The sequence below is a fragment of the Stenotrophomonas sp. FR012 genome (assembly GCF_047520565.2).
GTDB classification, from domain to species: Bacteria; Pseudomonadota; Gammaproteobacteria; order Xanthomonadales; family Xanthomonadaceae; genus Stenotrophomonas; species Stenotrophomonas sepilia.
Window position 1 is genome coordinate 40,617 of sequence record NZ_JAXBQL020000008.1, and the last position, 15,879, is coordinate 56,495.

Below are 15,879 nucleotides of genomic sequence, written 5' to 3' on the forward strand. Positions count from 1 at the left end.
CCGCTGAGCCGGTCGCACAATCTCCATATTCTCTGCACAGTTCCACGGCAGCGTGCACGGGTAAACGAAAGGCCCCCACGCCCCCCATGTCACTCCTGCGCCCGCTGTCCCGCTCCCCCCGTCCGCTGTTGCTGCCCCTGCTGCTGGCCCTGGCGGCCTGCTCGGCGGGCAGGCCCGAGGCCCCGGCCACCCCTGAAGTGGGCATCATCACTGCCAGCGTGCAGCCGCTGGCCCTGCAACAGACCCTGCCCGGTCGCGCCGTACCGTTCGAGGTGTCCGAGGTGCGCCCGCAGGTCGGTGGGCTGATCCGCCAGCGGTTGTTCACCGAAGGCCAGCAGGTCAAGGCCGGCCAGCTGCTTTACCAGATCGATCCGGCGCCGTACCAGGCCGCCTTCGATACCGCGCGTGGCCAGCTGGCGCAGGCCGAGGCCACTGTGTTGTCGGCGCAGCCGAAGGCCGAGCGCACCCGCACGCTGCTGGGCATGGATGCGGCCAGCAAGCAGGACGCCGACGATGCCACCTCGGCACTGAAGCAGGCCCAGGCCAATGTGATCGCCGCGCGCGCTGCGCTGCAGGCGGCCCGCATCAGCCTCGACTACACCCGGGTTACTGCACCGATCGATGGCCGCATCGGCACGTCCAGTGTCACCGCTGGCGCGCTGGTCGCCGCCGGCCAGGACGCGGCGCTGGCAACCATCCAGCGGTTGGACCCGGTCTATCTGGATGTCACCCAGTCCAGCACGCAGATGCTGGCGCTGCGCAAGCAGCTCGATGCCGGCCGGGTGAAAGCCATCGACGGCAAGGCACAGGTGAAGGTGCTGCTGGAGGACGGCAGCACGTACGCGCATGAAGGCACCCTGGAGTTTGTCGGCAGCGCAGTCGACCCGGGCACCGGCAACGTGGTGCTGCGCGCGGTCATTCCGAACCCGGAGGGCCTGCTGCTGCCAGGCATGTACCTGAGGGCGGTGCTGCCGATGGCCACCGATGCGCGCGCCCTGCTGGTGCCGCAGAAGGCGGTGCTGCGCAATGAACGTGGCGAGCCGCTGCTGCGCCTGCTCGACGCAAAGGACCGCGTGGTCGAGCGCCGGGTCAGCACCGGCCAGGTAGTGGGCAACCAGTGGCAGATCACGCAGGGGCTGAAGGCTGGCGATCGGGTGATCGTCAGCAACGGCAGCGCGGTAGCGCTTGGCCAGCAGGTGCAGGCGGTGGCGGCCACCACCGCGCAGCTGGCCGCAATGCCGGCGATCGACCCGACCGGCAACACCGACGAAACGTCGCACTGAGGCCTGCCGCGCATGGTTCGTTTCTTCATCGACCGGCCGATCTTCGCATGGGTGATCGCCATCGCGGTCAGCCTGCTCGGCCTGCTCGCGATCCTGATCCTGCCGGTGGACCGCTACCCGCAGATCGCCCCACCCACCATCACCATCCGCGCCACCTACACCGGCGCCTCGTCGCAGACCGTGGAAAACGCGGTCACCCAGGTCATCGAGCAGTCCCAGCAGAGCCTGGACCACCTGATGTACATGACCTCCACCAGCGCCTCCGATGGCTCGGCTCAGGTCAACCTGGTGTTTGCCACCGGCACCAATCCGGACACCGCGCAGGTGCAGGTGCAGAACCAGCTGCAGGCGGCGATGGCGACGCTGCCGCAGGCGGTGCAGCAGAACGGCCTGACCATCACCAAGTCCAGTGGTTCGATCTTCGAGGTGCTGTCGTTCACCAGCGAAGACGGCAGCATGGACAACTTCGATGTCGCCAACTTCATGGAAGCGCGCATCGACGACCAGATCAGCCGCGTCAGTGGTGTCGGCAACATCCAGCCGATCGGCCAGGAATACGCCATGCGCATCTGGCTGGACCCGGAGAAGATGCGCCAGTACGCGCTGATGCCGTCGGACATCGAGACCGCACTGCAGGCGCAGAACACCGACGTCTCGGCCGGTGAGCTGGGTGGCCAGCCGGCACTGAAGGGCCAGCAGCTGGACGCCACGGTCACCGCGCGCAGCCGCCTGCACACGCCCGAACAGTTCGCGCGGGTGGTGCTGAAGGCCGATGCCAACGGCAGCGTAGTGCACCTGGGCGACGTGGCGACGATCGGCCTGGGGCCGGAGAGCTACGACAGCATCAGCACCTTCAACGGCAAGCCGTCGGCGTCGCTGGGCATCGAGCTCAACGCCGGCGCCAATGCCATCGCCGTGTCCAAGGCCATCGAGACCCGCCTGCAGCAGTTGCAGAAGTACTGGCCGCACGGCTACACCTACCACGTGGCGTTCACCACCACGCCGTTCGTGACCATCTCGCTGAAGGAAGTGGTGATCACCCTGATCGAGGCGATCATCCTGGTGGTGCTGGTGATGTACCTGTTCCTGCAGAACTGGCGCGCCACCCTGATCCCGACCATCGCGGTGCCGGTGGTGCTGCTGGGCACCTTTGGCGTGCTGGCGGCATTTGGCTATTCGATCAACACGCTGACCATGTTCGCACTGGTGCTGGCCATCGGCCTGCTGGTGGACGATGCCATCGTGGTGGTGGAGAACGTGGAGCGGGTGATGACCTTCGAAGGGCTGGCGCCGAAGGCGGCCACGTTGAAGGCGATGGGCCAGATCACCGGCGCGCTGGTGGGCATCGTGCTGGTGCTGACCGCCGTGTTCCTGCCGATGGCGTTCTTCAGCGGTGTCACCGGCGTGATCTATCGCCAGTTCTCGGTGACGATTGCCGCCGCGATGGTCCTGTCGGTGCTGGTGGCGATGACCATCACCCCGGCGCTGTGCGGCAGCATCCTGCACCAGATTCCCAAGGGCGGCCATCCGCATGGCGACCACGGCGGCGAGCCGAGCCTGCTGGGCAAGTGCTTCATCTGGTTCAACCACCGTTTCGAGCGCACCTCCAACGGCCTGCGTCGCCGGGTGGATGGCTTCCTTGGCCGGCGCACGCTGGGCGTACTGTTCTACCTGGCGCTGAGCGTGGCCACCGGCCTGCTGCTGTGGCACCTGCCCGGCGCGTTCCTGCCCGACGAGGACCAGGGCATGCTCAACGCGCTGGTGAAGCTGCCGGCCGGTGCCACCCTGGAGCAGACCCGCGCGGTGATGGATCGCCTGAGTGCCGCTGCGGTGAAGGACGACGGCGTGCTGTCGATCCAGGCCACCGCTGGTTTCAGTGTCACCGGCAGCGGCCAGAACGTCGGCCAGGCCTTCATCCGCCTGAAGGACTGGGATGACCGCAAGGATGACGCCGACACCATTGCCGCGCGGTTGACCGCGGCCATGGCCAGCGTGCCCGATGCGCAGGTGTTCATCACCTCGCCACCGGCCATCCTTGGCCTGGGTGACGCGGGCGGTTTCACCCTGGAACTGCAGGACGAAGGCGGCGCCGGCCATGCCGCTGCCGTGGCCGCGCGCAACACGCTGTTGAAGGAGGCCGCCAGGGATCCGAAGCTGGTCAACGTGCGCTACGCCAGCCTGGAAGACGCGCCGGTGTATGCAGTGAAGGTGGACGACGCCAAGGCGCAGGCGATGGGCGTGAATCCGCAGGACATCAATGACACCTTGAATGCGGCCTTGGGTGGCGACTTCGTCAACAACTTCATCTACAAGGGCCGCATCAAGAAGGTGTTCATCCAGGGCACGGCCGAAGCGCGCATGCAGCCGCAGGACATCGAGCGCTGGAGCGTGCGCAACCAGGTTGGGCAGATGGTGCCGCTGTCGTCGCTGGTCAGCGCGCACTGGTCCAGCGCGCCGGCCGCGCTGCAACGCTACAACGGCGTGTCGGCGATGGAGATCACCGGCCAGCCCGCGCCGGGCGTCAGTTCCGGCGAGGCGATGGCCGAGATCGCGCGCCTGGCCGACGCGCTGCCGGAAGGCTTCAGCCATGCCTGGTCGGACATGGCCTACCAGGAACAGCTGTCGGGCAATCAGGCGCCGATGCTGTACGCCATCTCGCTGCTGTTCGTGTTCCTGTGCCTGGCCGCGCTGTATGAAAGCTGGGCAGTGCCGTTCGCGGTGATGCTGGCGGTGCCGGTGGGCGTGTTCGGCGCCGTGCTGTTGATGAACCTGCGTGGCCTCAACAACGACGTGTACTTCCAGGTCGGCCTGCTGACCACGATTGGCCTGGCGGCCAAGAACGGCATCCTGATCGTCGAGTTCGCGCGCATCCTTGAACAGCAGGGCAGGAGCACCCGCGAGGCGATCCTGCAGGCCGTCTATCTGCGCCTGCGGCCGATCGTGATGACCTCGCTGGCGTTCCTGATGGGTGTGCTGCCGCTGGTGTTCGCCACCGGCGCTGGCTCGGCCGCGCGCCGCTCGCTGGGTACCGGCGTGGCCGGCGGCACGGTCGCCTCGATGGTGCTGGGCATGTTCTTCGTGCCGTTGTTCTACCTGCTCGTGCGCCGCCTGTTCCCGGGCCGCGCGCCTGCCGAAGCCACTGCCCCGGAGGCAAGCCCATGAAGCCGACGCTGCTGCGCGCCATTGCGGCCGCAACGATGACCACCGTGCTGGGCGGCTGCGTGAGCATGGCGCCGCATTACCAGAGGCCCGAGGCGCCGGTGCCGGCACAATTCGGCAATGCCGCCACGGCCGAGGCCGAGCCAGCACTGGCGGTGCCAGCCTGGCGCGAAGTCTTCCTCGAGCCGCGCCTGCAGCAGGTGATCGCGCTGGCGCTGCAGAACAACCGCGACCTGCGCGTGGCCATGCTGCAGGTGGAGAAGGAACGCGCGCAGTACCGCATCCAGCGCGCGGCGCTGCTGCCGTCGGTGGATGCCAGCGGCAGTGTCACCCGCTCGCGGGTAAGTGATGCCAACAGCGAGACCGGTGCCACCCAGGTAACCGAATCCGATGCCGTGCAGGTGGGTATCAGCAGTTGGGAACTGGATCTGTTCGGACGCATCCGCAGCCTGAAGAACGAGGCCCTGCAGAACTGGCTGGCCAGCGCCGAGAACCAGCGCGCCGCGCGCACCAGCCTGGTGGCCGAAGTGGCCACGGCGTGGCTGGCGTTGGCAGCGGACGAGCAGTCACTGGCGTTCACCCGGCAGACCCTGGACAGCCAGCAGCAGACCCTGCAGCGCACCGAGGCCCGCCACGCCCAAGGCCTGGCCTCGGGCCTGGACCTGTCGCAGGTACAGACCAGCGTCGAAGCCGCGCGCGGTGCGCTCGCCAAGCTGCAGACGCAGCAGGCGCAGGATCGCGATGCATTGCAGTTGCTGGTAGGGGCGCCGCTGGATGCGGCCTTGCTGCCAACCGCGCAGGCGCTGGATGGCAGCGTGGCACTGGCGCCGCTGCCGGCCAACCTGCCGTCCAGCGTGCTGCTGCAGCGCCCGGACGTGTTGTCCGCCGAACACGCACTACAGGCGGCCAATGCCGATATCGGTGCCGCGCGCGCTGCATTCTTCCCGACGCTGACATTGACCGCCAACTACGGCCACAGCTCCACCGCGTTGTCGACGCTGTTCTCGGCCGGCACCCGTGGCTGGTCGTTCGCGCCCAGCATCACCGCGCCGATCTTCCACGCCGGAGCGCTGAAGGCCTCGCTGGATGCCTCGAAGATCGGCAAGGACATCGGCATTGCGCAGTACGAGAAAGCGATCCAGCAGGCCTTCAGTGAAGTAGCCGATGCCCTGGCCACGCGCGATCACCTGACCGTGCAGATGGACGCACAGCGCGCGCGGGTGGCCGCCAGCCAGCGCAGCTACACGCTGGCCGATGCGCGTTACCGCACCGGGCTGGACGGCTATCTGCAGGCATTGGATGCGCAGCGCAGCCTGTTTGCCGCACAGCAGGACCTGATCGCGCTGCAGCAGCAGGAAGCGGGCAACCGGGTGACGTTGTTCAAGGTGCTGGGCGGCGGTGCCGACGCACGCTAGCGCGTTCGCCAAGGTGGGTGCGTGTTCCGCTCCGGTGGGTGCCGACCTTGGTCGGCACGGAGGCCTTCATCCACGCATGGCGTGGATCTACCAGAGCGGGTGGCCTTGGTAGGTGCCGACCTTGGTCGGCACACATGCACGGAGTATCGCTATCGGATGATTCGTGCCGGCCGAGGCCGGCACCCACCAGAAGCGGACGGTCCCGCGTTACGCCACGCGGCCGCGGCGCGCGCGCTCCAGGTGCACCAGCAGCAGTGAGATCGCTGCCGGGGTCATGCCCGGAATACGCTGCGCCTGGCCGATGGTCTGCGGGCGCACCCGCTCCAGTTTCTGCAGTGCTTCGGCCGACAGCCCGCGCACGGTCGCATAGTCGAACGCCTCGGCGATCGGCGTGGCCTCATGCCGCTGCTGGCGCTCGATCTCCTCGCGCTGGCGGTCCAGGTAGCCGGCGTACTTCACGCCGATCTCCACCTGCTCGGCCACCTTGGCGTCGGCCACGGCCGGCCCCAGCGATGGCACCTGCATCAGCTGCGCGTAATCCAGCTCGGGGCGCTTGATCAGGTCCAGCACGTTGGTCTCGCGGCTGACCGCCACGCCCAGCGTGTCCTGCACTTCGCGGCCCAGCGCATTGGCCGGGGTCGCCCACAGCGCGCCCAGGCGTGCGCGCTCGGCAGCAACAGCGGCCTGCTTGGTCTCGAACGCACCCCAGCGACGGTCATCCACCAGGCCCATCTCGCGGCCGGTCGGGGTCAGGCGCTGGTCCGCATTGTCCTCGCGCAGCTGCAGGCGGTACTCGGCGCGGCTGGTGAACATGCGGTACGGCTCGTTGGTGCCGTGGGTGATCAGGTCATCCACGAGCACGCCCAGGTAGGCCTCGTCGCGGCGCGGGCACCAGCCGTCCAGCCCGCGCACCTGGCGCGCGGCGTTGAGGCCGGCCAGCAGGCCCTGCGCGGCGGCTTCTTCATAGCCGGTGGTGCCGTTGATCTGGCCGGCGAAGAACAGGCCGTTGACCAGCTTGGTCTCCAGCGAAGCCTTCAGCCCGCGCGGATCGAAGAAGTCGTACTCGATGGCGTAGCCGGGGCGGGTGATGTGCGCGTTCTCGAAGCCGCGGATGCTGCGCACCATCTCCAGCTGCACGTCGAACGGCAGCGAGGTCGAGATGCCGTTGGGGTAGATCTCGACGATGCCCAGGCCTTCGGGTTCGACGAAGATCTGGTGGCTGGCCTTTTCGGCGAAGCGCACCACCTTGTCCTCGATGGACGGGCAGTAGCGCGGGCCGATGCCTTCGATCTGGCCGCTGTACAGCGGCGATCGGTGCAGCGCGTCGCGGATGATCTGGTGGGTCTGCTCGGTGGTGTGGGTGATCCAGCAGCTGACCTGCTGCGGATGCTCGTCCACCGAGCCGAGGAAGGACATCACCGGCCGCGGCGAATCGCCCGGCTGCTCGTCCATCACGCTGTAGTCCAGCGAGCGGCCATCGATGCGCGGCGGCGTGCCGGTCTTCAGGCGGTCCACCTGGAAAGGACGCTCGCGCAGGCGCGCCGCCAGCGTGGTGGCCGGCGGGTCGCCCATGCGGCCGGCGGCGTACTGGGTCGGGCCGACATGGATCTTGCCGGCCAGGAAGGTGCCGGCGGTCAGCACCACGGCACCGGCGTCGAAGCGCAGGCCGGTCTGGGTCATGACCCCGCGCACGGCGTCGCCTTCAATGACCAGGTCATCGACGGCGGCCTGGAACACGGTCAGGTTGGCCTGGCCTTCGACGATGGCGCGGATCGCCATGCGATACAGGTTGCGGTCGGCCTGGCAGCGGGTGGCGCGCACGGCCGGGCCCTTGGAGGCGTTGAGCGTGCGCCACTGGATGCCGGCGCGGTCGGCGGCATGCGCCATCGCACCGCCCAGGGCGTCGATTTCCTTGACCAGGTGGCCCTTGCCGATGCCGCCGATGGCCGGGTTGCAGCTCATCGCGCCCACTGTTTCGATGTTGTGGGTCAGCAGCAGGGTGCGCACGCCGGTACGGGCCGCGGCCAGCGCGGCTTCGGTGCCGGCGTGGCCACCGCCGATGACGATGACGTCGTAACGATGGAAGGACGGGTTCATGGGGCTGTTCAGCTGGGGGCGGGCGCGGCCGGGGCGGCACCGGGGTGGCGATTTTAGCGCCATTCGGGGCCGCGACGTCGGCGCCGGCCGGCTCCCGTCGAAATCAGCCCTAAAGTTGGCAGGATTTTTGCAGATAACCCAATAGCACCCACCGTGGCTGGCGCCGCAGGCGCCCGTGACCGGAACTGGAACAGGGGCCGGTACAGGCGCACGGTGGGGGAGCAGGGGGCCGGCAGTCGGGGGACTGCCCGGCCCTGTTTTTTGGCGCTATCGGGAGGCCGCCATCCACGCATGGCGTGGATCTACGGAAGCTGCGGCCGCCGGTTGACGACCCCGCAAAACAAACGGCCCCGCACTGCGGGGCCGTCTGCTTTCAGAGGTGCCGACATCCGACAGGGCCGGAACAGGGGGGATCCAGATGTTCCTGTCGGATATCGACGTAGAGCTTTTTGCGGCGGCCCGTGTCGTTTTTGTCACTTTGTGACGCGGGCCGTCACTGGCCCCGTAGAGTGCGGCTTGGACCGTGTGAAATGCAAGACGGTTCAGCGCTCAACTGTGCGCTGCGTCCCACGATCCATGTTGCGCCAGGGGGAACCGTTCATTCTTGGCGCACTCGGCGCCGGAGCCGGACGGGCCGGCGGCGGGGGCGCAGAGGGCTGGATGTTCGATTGCGGCGGCCGGCGCATCGAGTCCATGTTCCGCCACGGCGAACCGCCGTTGTACGACGGCCGCGACGGCGGTGGCGGGCGGTTCTCGCCGCCGTTGCCGGGTGGGCGCGGTGGCGGGCGGTGGTTGTGCGGCGGGCGGTAGATCGGGCGCGAGTAATACGGATTGCCATAGCCGCCGTAGTAGCCGCCATAGCCGCCGTAGTACGGGTAGCCGTAGTTGTAGGGATAGCCGGCGGGGTAGCGGTACTCCACCGACGGCGCACCGTGGTAGTAGCTGCCGCTGCGGCCACCGCCGACATAGTCGTAGGTGGTGCAGCCGGTCAGGGCCAGCATCAGGCCACCGGCAAGCATCAGGCGCGTTTTCATGGTGGGTCCCCCCAGAGGACGGGTTGTACAGTGAGCTTCATGCGCAGGCGTTGAATCGGCCCTTAACTTCACTGTCCAGGATGAATGGAGGTGAAGGCTGCCATGCTGGCATGACCTGTGCCGGGGTCGCCAGCAGGGAGCCATACGTTAATCTTGCGTCATGAGCGATTCACTGTTGCCCCGTGCCGATGATGTCCTGGCTGCCGCTGCGCGGATCGCGCCGCACGCCAGCGTGACCCCGGTGCTGCGCTCGCGCACGCTGGATGCGCTGGCCGGCGCGCAGCTGGCGTTCAAGGCCGAGCATCTGCAGCGCGGTGGCGCATTCAAGTTCCGCGGCGCCTGCAATGCGGTGTGGTCGCTGGATGCCGATCGCGCCGGCGCCGGCGTGGTCACCCATTCCTCCGGCAACCACGGCGCCGCCCTGGCCCTGGCCGCGCGCACCCGTGGCATTCCCTGCCACGTGGTGGTGCCCGAAGGTGCAGTGGCGGCCAAGCTGGCCAACATCGCCCGCCATGGCGCCACGCTCTGGCGCTGCCCGCCAACCATCGCCGACCGTGAGGCCACCTGCGCCAAAGTGCAGGCTGATACCGGCGCGACCTTGGTCCATCCCTATGCGGACCCGGCGGTGATGGCCGGGCAGGGCACCGCGGCACTGGAGCTGCTGCACAGCGACGGCCCGTTCGACGTGCTGGTGGTGCCGGTGGGCGGCGGTGGCCTGGCCAGCGGCACCGCGCGGGCCCTGCAGCTGGCCAGCCCGCAGACCCGGCTGGTGCTGGCCGAGCCGGCCGGCGCTGACGACACCGCGCGCTCGTTGGCCGCTGGCGAGCGCCAGGCGGCGTTCACCCCGGACACGATCTGCGATGGCCTGCGCACCCTGATCGGCGCGTCCAACTTCGAGTTGCTGCGCGCGGCCAGCGCAGAGGTGATCGTGGTCGATGACGCGGCGACGATGGCGGCGATGCGCTTGCTGTGGGAGGTCCTCAAGCAGGTGGTCGAGCCGTCATCGGCGACCGTGCTCGCCGCGGTGCTGGCGCAGCCGCAGCGTTTTGCCGGCCTGCGCGTGGGCCTGGTGCTGTCCGGCGGCAACGTCGACCTGCCGGCACTGCGCTGGGGGGCGCCGTGAGCCGCGACCGGCACCGTCATCGCACTGGCCTGCTGGGCTGGCTGTGGCGGTTGTTTGTCCTGCTGGTGATCTGGCTGCTGGGCGTGACTGCCTGGATCGTCTGGGTCGGCGAGCGTGACCAGGCGGCCAAGGCCGACGCCATCATCGTGCTCGGTGCGGCGGCCTATGACGCCAAGCCGTCGCCGGTATTCGAAGAACGCATCCGTCATGGGCTGGATCTCTATGAGGCCCAGTTCGCGCCGCTGCTGATCTTTACCGGCGGCTATGGTGGTACCGGCGCGCGCTTTTCCGAGTCACAGGTGGCGCGGCGCTATGCGCTCAAGCACGGCGTGCCGGACGATGCGATCCTGATCGAGACTGCCTCGCGCAACACCGTGCAGAACCTGGTGGAAGCCAAGCGGCTGATGGACCAGCGCAACCTGCACCGGGTGATCATCGTCAGCGACCCGCTGCACATGGCGCGCGCGCTGCGCCTGAGCAAGGCGCTGGGCATCGATGCACTGGCCTCGTCCACGCCCAGCACGCGCTTCCGCAGCTTCCACACCAGCTGGCGCTTCCTGGTGCAGGAAATCTATTTCTTCCACCGCGACCTGGTGCGGCCGCCGCTGAGTTCGCCGGCCAACACCTGAGGCGGAAACCTGATTTGGGCGGGTGCCATGCGGTAGTGCCGGCCGCTGGCCGGCAGACGCCCACCATGGAATCGTGAGGTTGCCGGCACTGTGCCGACCAAGGTCGGCACCCACCAGAGCGATTCGCGTATGGCGTCGCATCTGGTAGTGCCGGCCGCTGGCCGGCAGATGCCCACCATGGAATCGTGAGGTTGCCGGCCAGCGGCCGGCACTACCAGACGATCAGGTCTGCTTGCGCCGGATCGGAATCGCCGAAACCGGCACTGAGGCCACGTCATGCCCGCCTTCGCGGATCGGTGCGCCCGGGTCCGGTGCCCAGGCATGGGCATAGATCACTTCCCAGCTGCTGGGCAGCTTGCCGTCGGCGCGCCGCATCGGTTCATACGCCGCTGCCGCCGCAGCGAAACGGCCACGCCCGGTCAGCGTGTGGCGGCGATCCACCCGCGCATTGGTCGCGCCCATCGCGCGCAGCTCGCGCATCAACGAGGGCAGGTCGTCGTAGGTCAAGGTGAACAGATCGCGGTCCAGCACCGGGTCGCGGAAGCCGGCCATCATCAGCGCATCGCCGAACTGGGCGATCTGCGCGAAGCGGCTCACGTGCGGGCGGTCATCGGCGGCCGCGAAGGCCTCGTTGAGTTCGATCAGGGTTTCCGGGCCGAAGGTGGAACACAGCAGCAGGCCACCGGGCTTGAGCACGCGACGGAAGCCTGCGAACACCGCCGGCAGGTCGTCCACCCACTGCAGGCACAGGTTGCTGAAGATCACGTCCACGCTGTTGTCGGCCAGCGGCAGCGCGGCGGCGTCGCCGCACAGGCGTTGGAACGGCTTCCACCAGCCGGCCTGGCGCTTGGCCTGGTCCAGCATCGGCAGTGCCACATCCAGCGCGATCACCTGCGCCTTCGGCCAACGCTTCTTCATCAACGCGCTGGCGTGTCCGGTACCCGCGCCGATGTCCAGCACCACCTCGGGCTTGCGTGCCTCCAGGTAGTCCAACGATTCGATCAGCCGCGACTGCACCTCGCGCTGCAGGGCGGCGGCAGCGTCGTAACTGGTGGCGGCACGCGCGAATGCGCGGCGGACATGGCGGGCATCGAAGTGGGACGGCATTGCGAAAGTCTCTTAGAACGTACCGGGGTATGCGCCGCCGTCGATCAGCAGGTTCTGCCCGGTGAGGTAACCGGTGTGTGCGCTGCACAGGAAGGCGCAGGCGGCGCCGAACTCGTCCGCTGTGCCGAAGCGGCCAGCGGGAATCTGCTGGCGGCGGCGTTCGGCCACTTCGCCGGCATCGCCGTCCTTGCCCGCAGTGTGGGCGAAGTTGGCGCGCAGGCGGTCGGTGTCGAACTGGCCGGGCAGCAGGTTGTTGATCGTGACGTTGTGCGCGACGGTGCGGCGCGACAGGCCGGCGACGAAACCGGTCAGGCCGCTGCGTGCACCGTTGGACAGCGCCAGGATGTCGATCGGCGCTTTCACCGCCGACGAGGTGATGTTGACGATGCGGCCGAAGCCACGCGCAATCATCGCGTCCACGGTGGCGCGGATCAGCGCGATCGGCGCCAGCATGTTGGCGTCGAGCGCGGCGATCCAGTCGTCGCGCTCGAAAGTGCGGAAGTCGCCTGGCGGCGGGCCACCGGCATTGGTGACCAGGATGTCCACCTGCGGGCACGCGGCCAGCGCCGCGGCACGACCGGCGTCGGTGGTGACGTCGGCGGCGACCGCGCGCACCTCAGCGGCACCGGGCAGTGCACGCAGCTCTTCGGCAGCGACCTGCAGTGCAGCCTCGCCACGGGCCACGATCACCACGTTGACGCCCTCGCGCACCAGCGCACGCGCGCAGCCCAGGCCCAAGCCCTTGCTTGCGCCGCAGACCAGTGCCCAGCGGCCGTTGATACCCAGATCCATGCGTCAATCCCGTGGAATGAGGAAGGCGCTCATTGTCCGCCATCGGCCGGTGACAGGCCGGCAACGAAGTGTTGCAGGGCGCTGGCCACCTCGTCGGCATGGCCGAGGAAGGGCGCGTGGCCGCCATGGGCGATGGTCAGCGCCTGCGCACCCGGGGCCAATGCCGCAGCGGCCTGCATCGCCGCCGGAGACACCAGCCGGTCGCGCTGGCCGGCGATCCACAGGCTGGGTTTGCCCAGTGTTGGCAATGCGCCGCGCAGGTCGGTGCTTTCCAGCAGGCGCAGGCCTTCCAGCAGGGCCCGTTCGGTGGGCGCGCCGCGCTCGACCAGGCGTTGGCGCAGCGTGCGCAGCTCCTCGCGGGCGTGCGCCGAGCCCATTACATCCAGCGCCAGGAAGCGTTCCAGGGTGCCACCGAAATCGGTCGCCAGCTCGCGCCCGAACTGCTCGAACACCGCCGGCTCCACCGCATGCGGCCAGTCGTCACCGCGCACGAAGCGCGGCGTGGCCGCGATCATCGTCAGCCCGCGCACTTTCGGAAGCGTTGCGGCGGCGTGCAGTGCGAACAGGCCGCCCAGTGACCAGCCGCACCACACCGCCGGCGGCGTGGCCGCGGCAATGGCGTTCACCACGAACGGCAGGCGCAACGGCGTGGTGTCTTCGCGGCTGTGGCCATGGCCCGGCAGATCAACCAGATGCAGGGTGAACCGGTCGGCCAGGCGCTGCACCAAGGGTGCGAACACACCGCCCTGCAGGGCCCAGCCATGGATCAGTACCAGGTCCGGCCCCTGGCCGGTGACGTCGATATGCATGGGAAAACGACAGCAGGCTCAGGCAAAGACAGGCAATGGCGGTGGCGCGGCGTCACGCACCGCCAGATCCACGCGATCGCGCGCGCTGGCGATCGCGTCCACCAGGCCACGCACCTGTTCCGGCGTGTGCAGGGCGGACAGGGTCACACGCAGGCGCGCCTTGCCTTCGGGCACCGTGGGCGGACGGATCGCGCCGACCAGCCAACCAGCCTGCTCCAGTGCCTTGGACATCGCCACGGCGCGGTGATCGTCACCACACAGCAGCGGTTGGATCGGCGTTTCCGAAGCCATCAGGTCCAGGCCATGGCGGCGTGCCTCGCTGCGGAACAGCGCGATCAGGTCGGTCAGTTTCGAGCGGCGCCAGTTGTCACGGCGTGCCAGGCGCACCGCTTCCAGTGCAGCGGCGGCCAGCGGTGGCGGCATCGCCGTGGTGTAGATGTAGGGGCGTGCGGTTTCAGCCAGGTGCTCGACCAGATCGTCGCGGCCCAGCACCAGCGCGCCGGAACCGCCCAGTGCCTTGCCCAGCGTGACCAGCTGAAGCGGCACATCGTCCACGCCCAGCCCGGCGGCGGCCACGGCACCACGGCCGTCACCGACCACGCCTACGCCGTGCGCATCGTCCACATAGAACAGCGCCTGCTGCAGGCGTGCCACAAGCGACAATGCACGCAGCGGTGCGATGTCGCCATCCATGCTGAAGACACCATCGGAGGCCAGCATCGCCGCGCCGTCGGGCGCGTGCTTGAGCTGGCGCATCGCGCCTTCGGCATCAAGGTGCGGATAACGGCGCAGGCGCGCACCGGCCAGCCGCGTCGCATCCAAGAGGCTGGCGTGGTTGAGCTTGTCCTGCACGCAGACATCACTCTCTTCGCTCAGCAGTGCCTGCTGCACGGCCAGGTTGGCGGCGAAGCCACTACCGAACAGCAGCGCGCGCGGGTAGCCCAGCCACTCCGCCACTTCGCGCTCCAGCGCGTCATGCAGGGCGTGGTGGCCGCAGACCAGGTGCGATGCACCGGCGCCGGTGCCTTCGCGTGCGGCGGCATCCTGCAGCGCGTTGACCACGCTGAACTGCTGGGCCAGGCCCAGATAATCATTGCTGCAAAAGCCGGTCAGCCACTGGCCGTCCACTTCCAGGCGGACGCCATCACGACGGTTGACCGTGCGCCGCGTGCGGCGACGGCCTTGGGCATCGCGCAGGGCGCGCTGGGCGTGGAGGCGGGCGGTCAGGTCGGGGCGGGCCATGGCGGCTGAATGCGGCGACGGGGCGGCTAGGGTAGCGCGTTGCCGCGACGCCTGCTTGTACCCCGTCTCAGGCCGCGTGAGCGCAGCCGCAGCCGGGCGCATCGGCGCTGATGTCGGCGTGCACTGTACCGCCGTGATCGTGGCCCTCGGCATCCACCTGCACCGCCATCGGTTGCAGTCCCAGCCGGGCGAACAGGGCCAGGTCGCGCTCACTCTCCGGGTTGCCGGTGGTCAGCAGCTTGTCGCCGTAGAAGATCGAATTGGCACCGGCCAGGAAGCACAGCGCCTGCAGTTCGTCACTCATGGCCTCGCGCCCGGCCGACAGCCGCACCATCGAGCGCGGCATGGCGATGCGTGCCACCGCGATCATGCGCACGAATTCGAACGGGTCCAGCTCCGCGCTGCCATGCAGCGGGGTGCCCGCCACCTGCACCAGCCTGTTGATCGGCACCGAATCGGGATGCGCCGGCAGCGTGGCCAGCGCCAGCAGCAGGCCAACGCGCTGCGCGCGCGTCTCGCCCATGCCGACAATGCCGCCGCAGCAGGTCTTCAGGCCGGCCTCGCGCACGTGCTCCAGCGTGTCCAGGCGGTCCTGGTACTGGCGCGTGTGGATGATCGAATCGTAGTAGTCCGGTGCGGTGTCGAGGTTGTGGTTGTAGTAGTCCAGGCCGGCGTCCTTCAGCGCGCGTGCCTGTTCGCCACTGAGCATGCCCAGCGTGGCGCAGGTCTCCAGGCCCAGCGCCTTCACCCCGGCGATCATCGCCGCTACCTTCGGGATGTCGCGGTCCTTCGGTGATCGCCACGCGGCACCCATGCAGAAACGCGACGCACCGGCGGCCTTGGCCTGGCGGGCCTTGGCCAGCACCGCATCGGTGTCCATCAGCTTCTGCGCGTTCACCCCGGTGCTGTAGCGCTGCGCCTGAGGGCAGTACGCGCAGTCTTCCGGGCAGCCTCCGGTCTTCACCGACAGCAGCGTGGAGACCTGCACCTGCGCCGGGTCGAAGTGCTCACGGTGGACCGCCGCGGCGCGGAACAGCAGCTCGGGCAACGGCAGGTCGAACAGGGCCTGCAGTTCGTCGTGTTGCCAGTCGTGGCGGATGGCAGCAGCCATGGCGGACCTTGGGTACGAGTGGAGCGAGGGCGGCAGTGTGGGTGGGTTGGTGAATGCTGTCAACTAAGTGGTAATTAA

The 15,879-nt window shown here is 68.7% G+C and carries 12 protein-coding genes; 5 read left to right on the top strand and 7 right to left on the bottom strand.

What is annotated here, in order from left to right:
- The first annotated feature begins 86 nt into the window (after positions 1-86).
- Genes smeA through smeC form a run of 3 tightly spaced genes read left to right on the top strand, consistent with a single transcriptional unit; the run spans position 87 to position 5,857 of the window.
- Positions 87-1,283: a multidrug efflux RND transporter periplasmic adaptor subunit SmeA gene (smeA, locus tag ACM0O9_RS14115; RefSeq protein ID WP_065185874.1), complete on the top strand. Its 1,197-nt coding sequence runs from the start codon at positions 87-89 to the stop codon at positions 1,281-1,283.
- Between the two features lie 12 nt (positions 1,284-1,295).
- Positions 1,296-4,445, top strand: coding sequence for a multidrug efflux RND transporter permease subunit SmeB (smeB, locus tag ACM0O9_RS14120; protein ID WP_235648993.1), 3,150 nt, complete (start codon positions 1,296-1,298; stop codon positions 4,443-4,445).
- Positions 4,442-5,857, top strand: a complete 1,416-nt coding sequence (gene smeC, locus ACM0O9_RS14125) for a multidrug efflux transporter outer membrane subunit SmeC (protein ID WP_065185872.1) — start codon at positions 4,442-4,444, stop codon at positions 5,855-5,857. The genes smeB and smeC overlap by 4 nt, the downstream gene beginning before the upstream one ends.
- Before the next feature lie 207 nt (positions 5,858-6,064).
- Here the strand turns inward: smeC and mnmG are convergent, their stop codons facing one another.
- Positions 6,065-7,954, bottom strand: a complete 1,890-nt coding sequence (gene mnmG / locus ACM0O9_RS14130) for a tRNA uridine-5-carboxymethylaminomethyl(34) synthesis enzyme MnmG (RefSeq protein ID WP_005420137.1) — start codon at positions 7,952-7,954, stop codon at positions 6,065-6,067.
- A gap of 542 nt (positions 7,955-8,496) precedes the next feature.
- A complete protein-coding gene (locus ACM0O9_RS14135; RefSeq protein WP_049415731.1) occupies positions 8,497-8,988 on the bottom strand; it encodes a hypothetical protein in 492 nt (163 codons plus the stop codon).
- Positions 8,989-9,148: 160 nt separating this feature from the next.
- Between ACM0O9_RS14135 and ACM0O9_RS14140 the strand changes: the two genes are divergently transcribed.
- Both ACM0O9_RS14140 and ACM0O9_RS14145 read left to right on the top strand, forming a co-directional pair.
- Complete coding sequence (locus ACM0O9_RS14140; RefSeq protein WP_235646034.1) at positions 9,149-10,111, top strand: pyridoxal-phosphate dependent enzyme; 963 nt, start codon at positions 9,149-9,151, stop codon at positions 10,109-10,111.
- Complete coding sequence (locus ACM0O9_RS14145; RefSeq protein WP_194442065.1) at positions 10,096-10,740, top strand: YdcF family protein; 645 nt, start codon at positions 10,096-10,098, stop codon at positions 10,738-10,740. The genes ACM0O9_RS14140 and ACM0O9_RS14145 overlap by 16 nt, the downstream gene beginning before the upstream one ends.
- A 222-nt stretch (positions 10,741-10,962) precedes the next feature.
- Here ACM0O9_RS14145 and bioC read toward each other — a convergent pair whose 3' ends face one another.
- From bioC to bioB, 5 genes are all read right to left on the bottom strand, one after another.
- The gene (gene bioC, locus ACM0O9_RS14150) at positions 10,963-11,847 is read right to left on the bottom strand and encodes a malonyl-ACP O-methyltransferase BioC (RefSeq protein WP_005420131.1); all 885 of its coding nucleotides are present in this window, start codon (positions 11,845-11,847) and stop codon (positions 10,963-10,965) included.
- Positions 11,848-11,859: 12 nt separating this feature from the next.
- The gene (locus tag ACM0O9_RS14155; RefSeq protein WP_005420130.1) at positions 11,860-12,639 is read right to left on the bottom strand and encodes an SDR family oxidoreductase; all 780 of its coding nucleotides are present in this window, start codon (positions 12,637-12,639) and stop codon (positions 11,860-11,862) included.
- A gap of 29 nt (positions 12,640-12,668) precedes the next feature.
- Entirely contained in the window at positions 12,669-13,448 is a 780-nt protein-coding gene (bioH, locus tag ACM0O9_RS14160; RefSeq protein ID WP_005420129.1) for a pimeloyl-ACP methyl ester esterase BioH, read from the bottom strand.
- An 18-nt stretch (positions 13,449-13,466) separates the two neighbouring features.
- Entirely contained in the window at positions 13,467-14,690 is a 1,224-nt protein-coding gene (gene bioF, locus ACM0O9_RS14165) for an 8-amino-7-oxononanoate synthase (RefSeq protein ID WP_414603649.1), read from the bottom strand.
- A gap of 67 nt (positions 14,691-14,757) precedes the next feature.
- On the bottom strand, positions 14,758-15,801 hold the full coding sequence (gene bioB / locus ACM0O9_RS14170; protein ID WP_005420125.1) for a biotin synthase BioB: 1,044 nt from the start codon (positions 15,799-15,801) through the stop codon (positions 14,758-14,760).
- Between the last annotated feature and the right edge of the window lie 78 nt (positions 15,802-15,879).

Coding starts and splice junctions, on each gene's coding strand:
- bioC (WP_005420131.1), bottom strand. CDS start 11,847: ATGCCGTCCCACTTCGATGCCCGCCATGTCCGCCGCGCATTCGCGCGT.
- mnmG (WP_005420137.1), bottom strand. CDS start 7,954: ATGAACCCGTCCTTCCATCGTTACGACGTCATCGTCATCGGCGGTGGC.
- smeB (WP_235648993.1), top strand. CDS start 1,296: ATGGTTCGTTTCTTCATCGACCGGCCGATCTTCGCATGGGTGATCGCC.
- ACM0O9_RS14140 (WP_235646034.1), top strand. CDS start 9,149: ATGAGCGATTCACTGTTGCCCCGTGCCGATGATGTCCTGGCTGCCGCT.
- bioF (WP_414603649.1), bottom strand. CDS start 14,690: ATGGCCCGCCCCGACCTGACCGCCCGCCTCCACGCCCAGCGCGCCCTG.
- smeC (WP_065185872.1), top strand. CDS start 4,442: ATGAAGCCGACGCTGCTGCGCGCCATTGCGGCCGCAACGATGACCACC.
- bioH (WP_005420129.1), bottom strand. CDS start 13,448: ATGCATATCGACGTCACCGGCCAGGGGCCGGACCTGGTACTGATCCAT.
- ACM0O9_RS14155 (WP_005420130.1), bottom strand. CDS start 12,639: ATGGATCTGGGTATCAACGGCCGCTGGGCACTGGTCTGCGGCGCAAGC.
- bioB (WP_005420125.1), bottom strand. CDS start 15,801: ATGGCTGCTGCCATCCGCCACGACTGGCAACACGACGAACTGCAGGCC.
- smeA (WP_065185874.1), top strand. CDS start 87: ATGTCACTCCTGCGCCCGCTGTCCCGCTCCCCCCGTCCGCTGTTGCTG.
- ACM0O9_RS14135 (WP_049415731.1), bottom strand. CDS start 8,988: ATGAAAACGCGCCTGATGCTTGCCGGTGGCCTGATGCTGGCCCTGACC.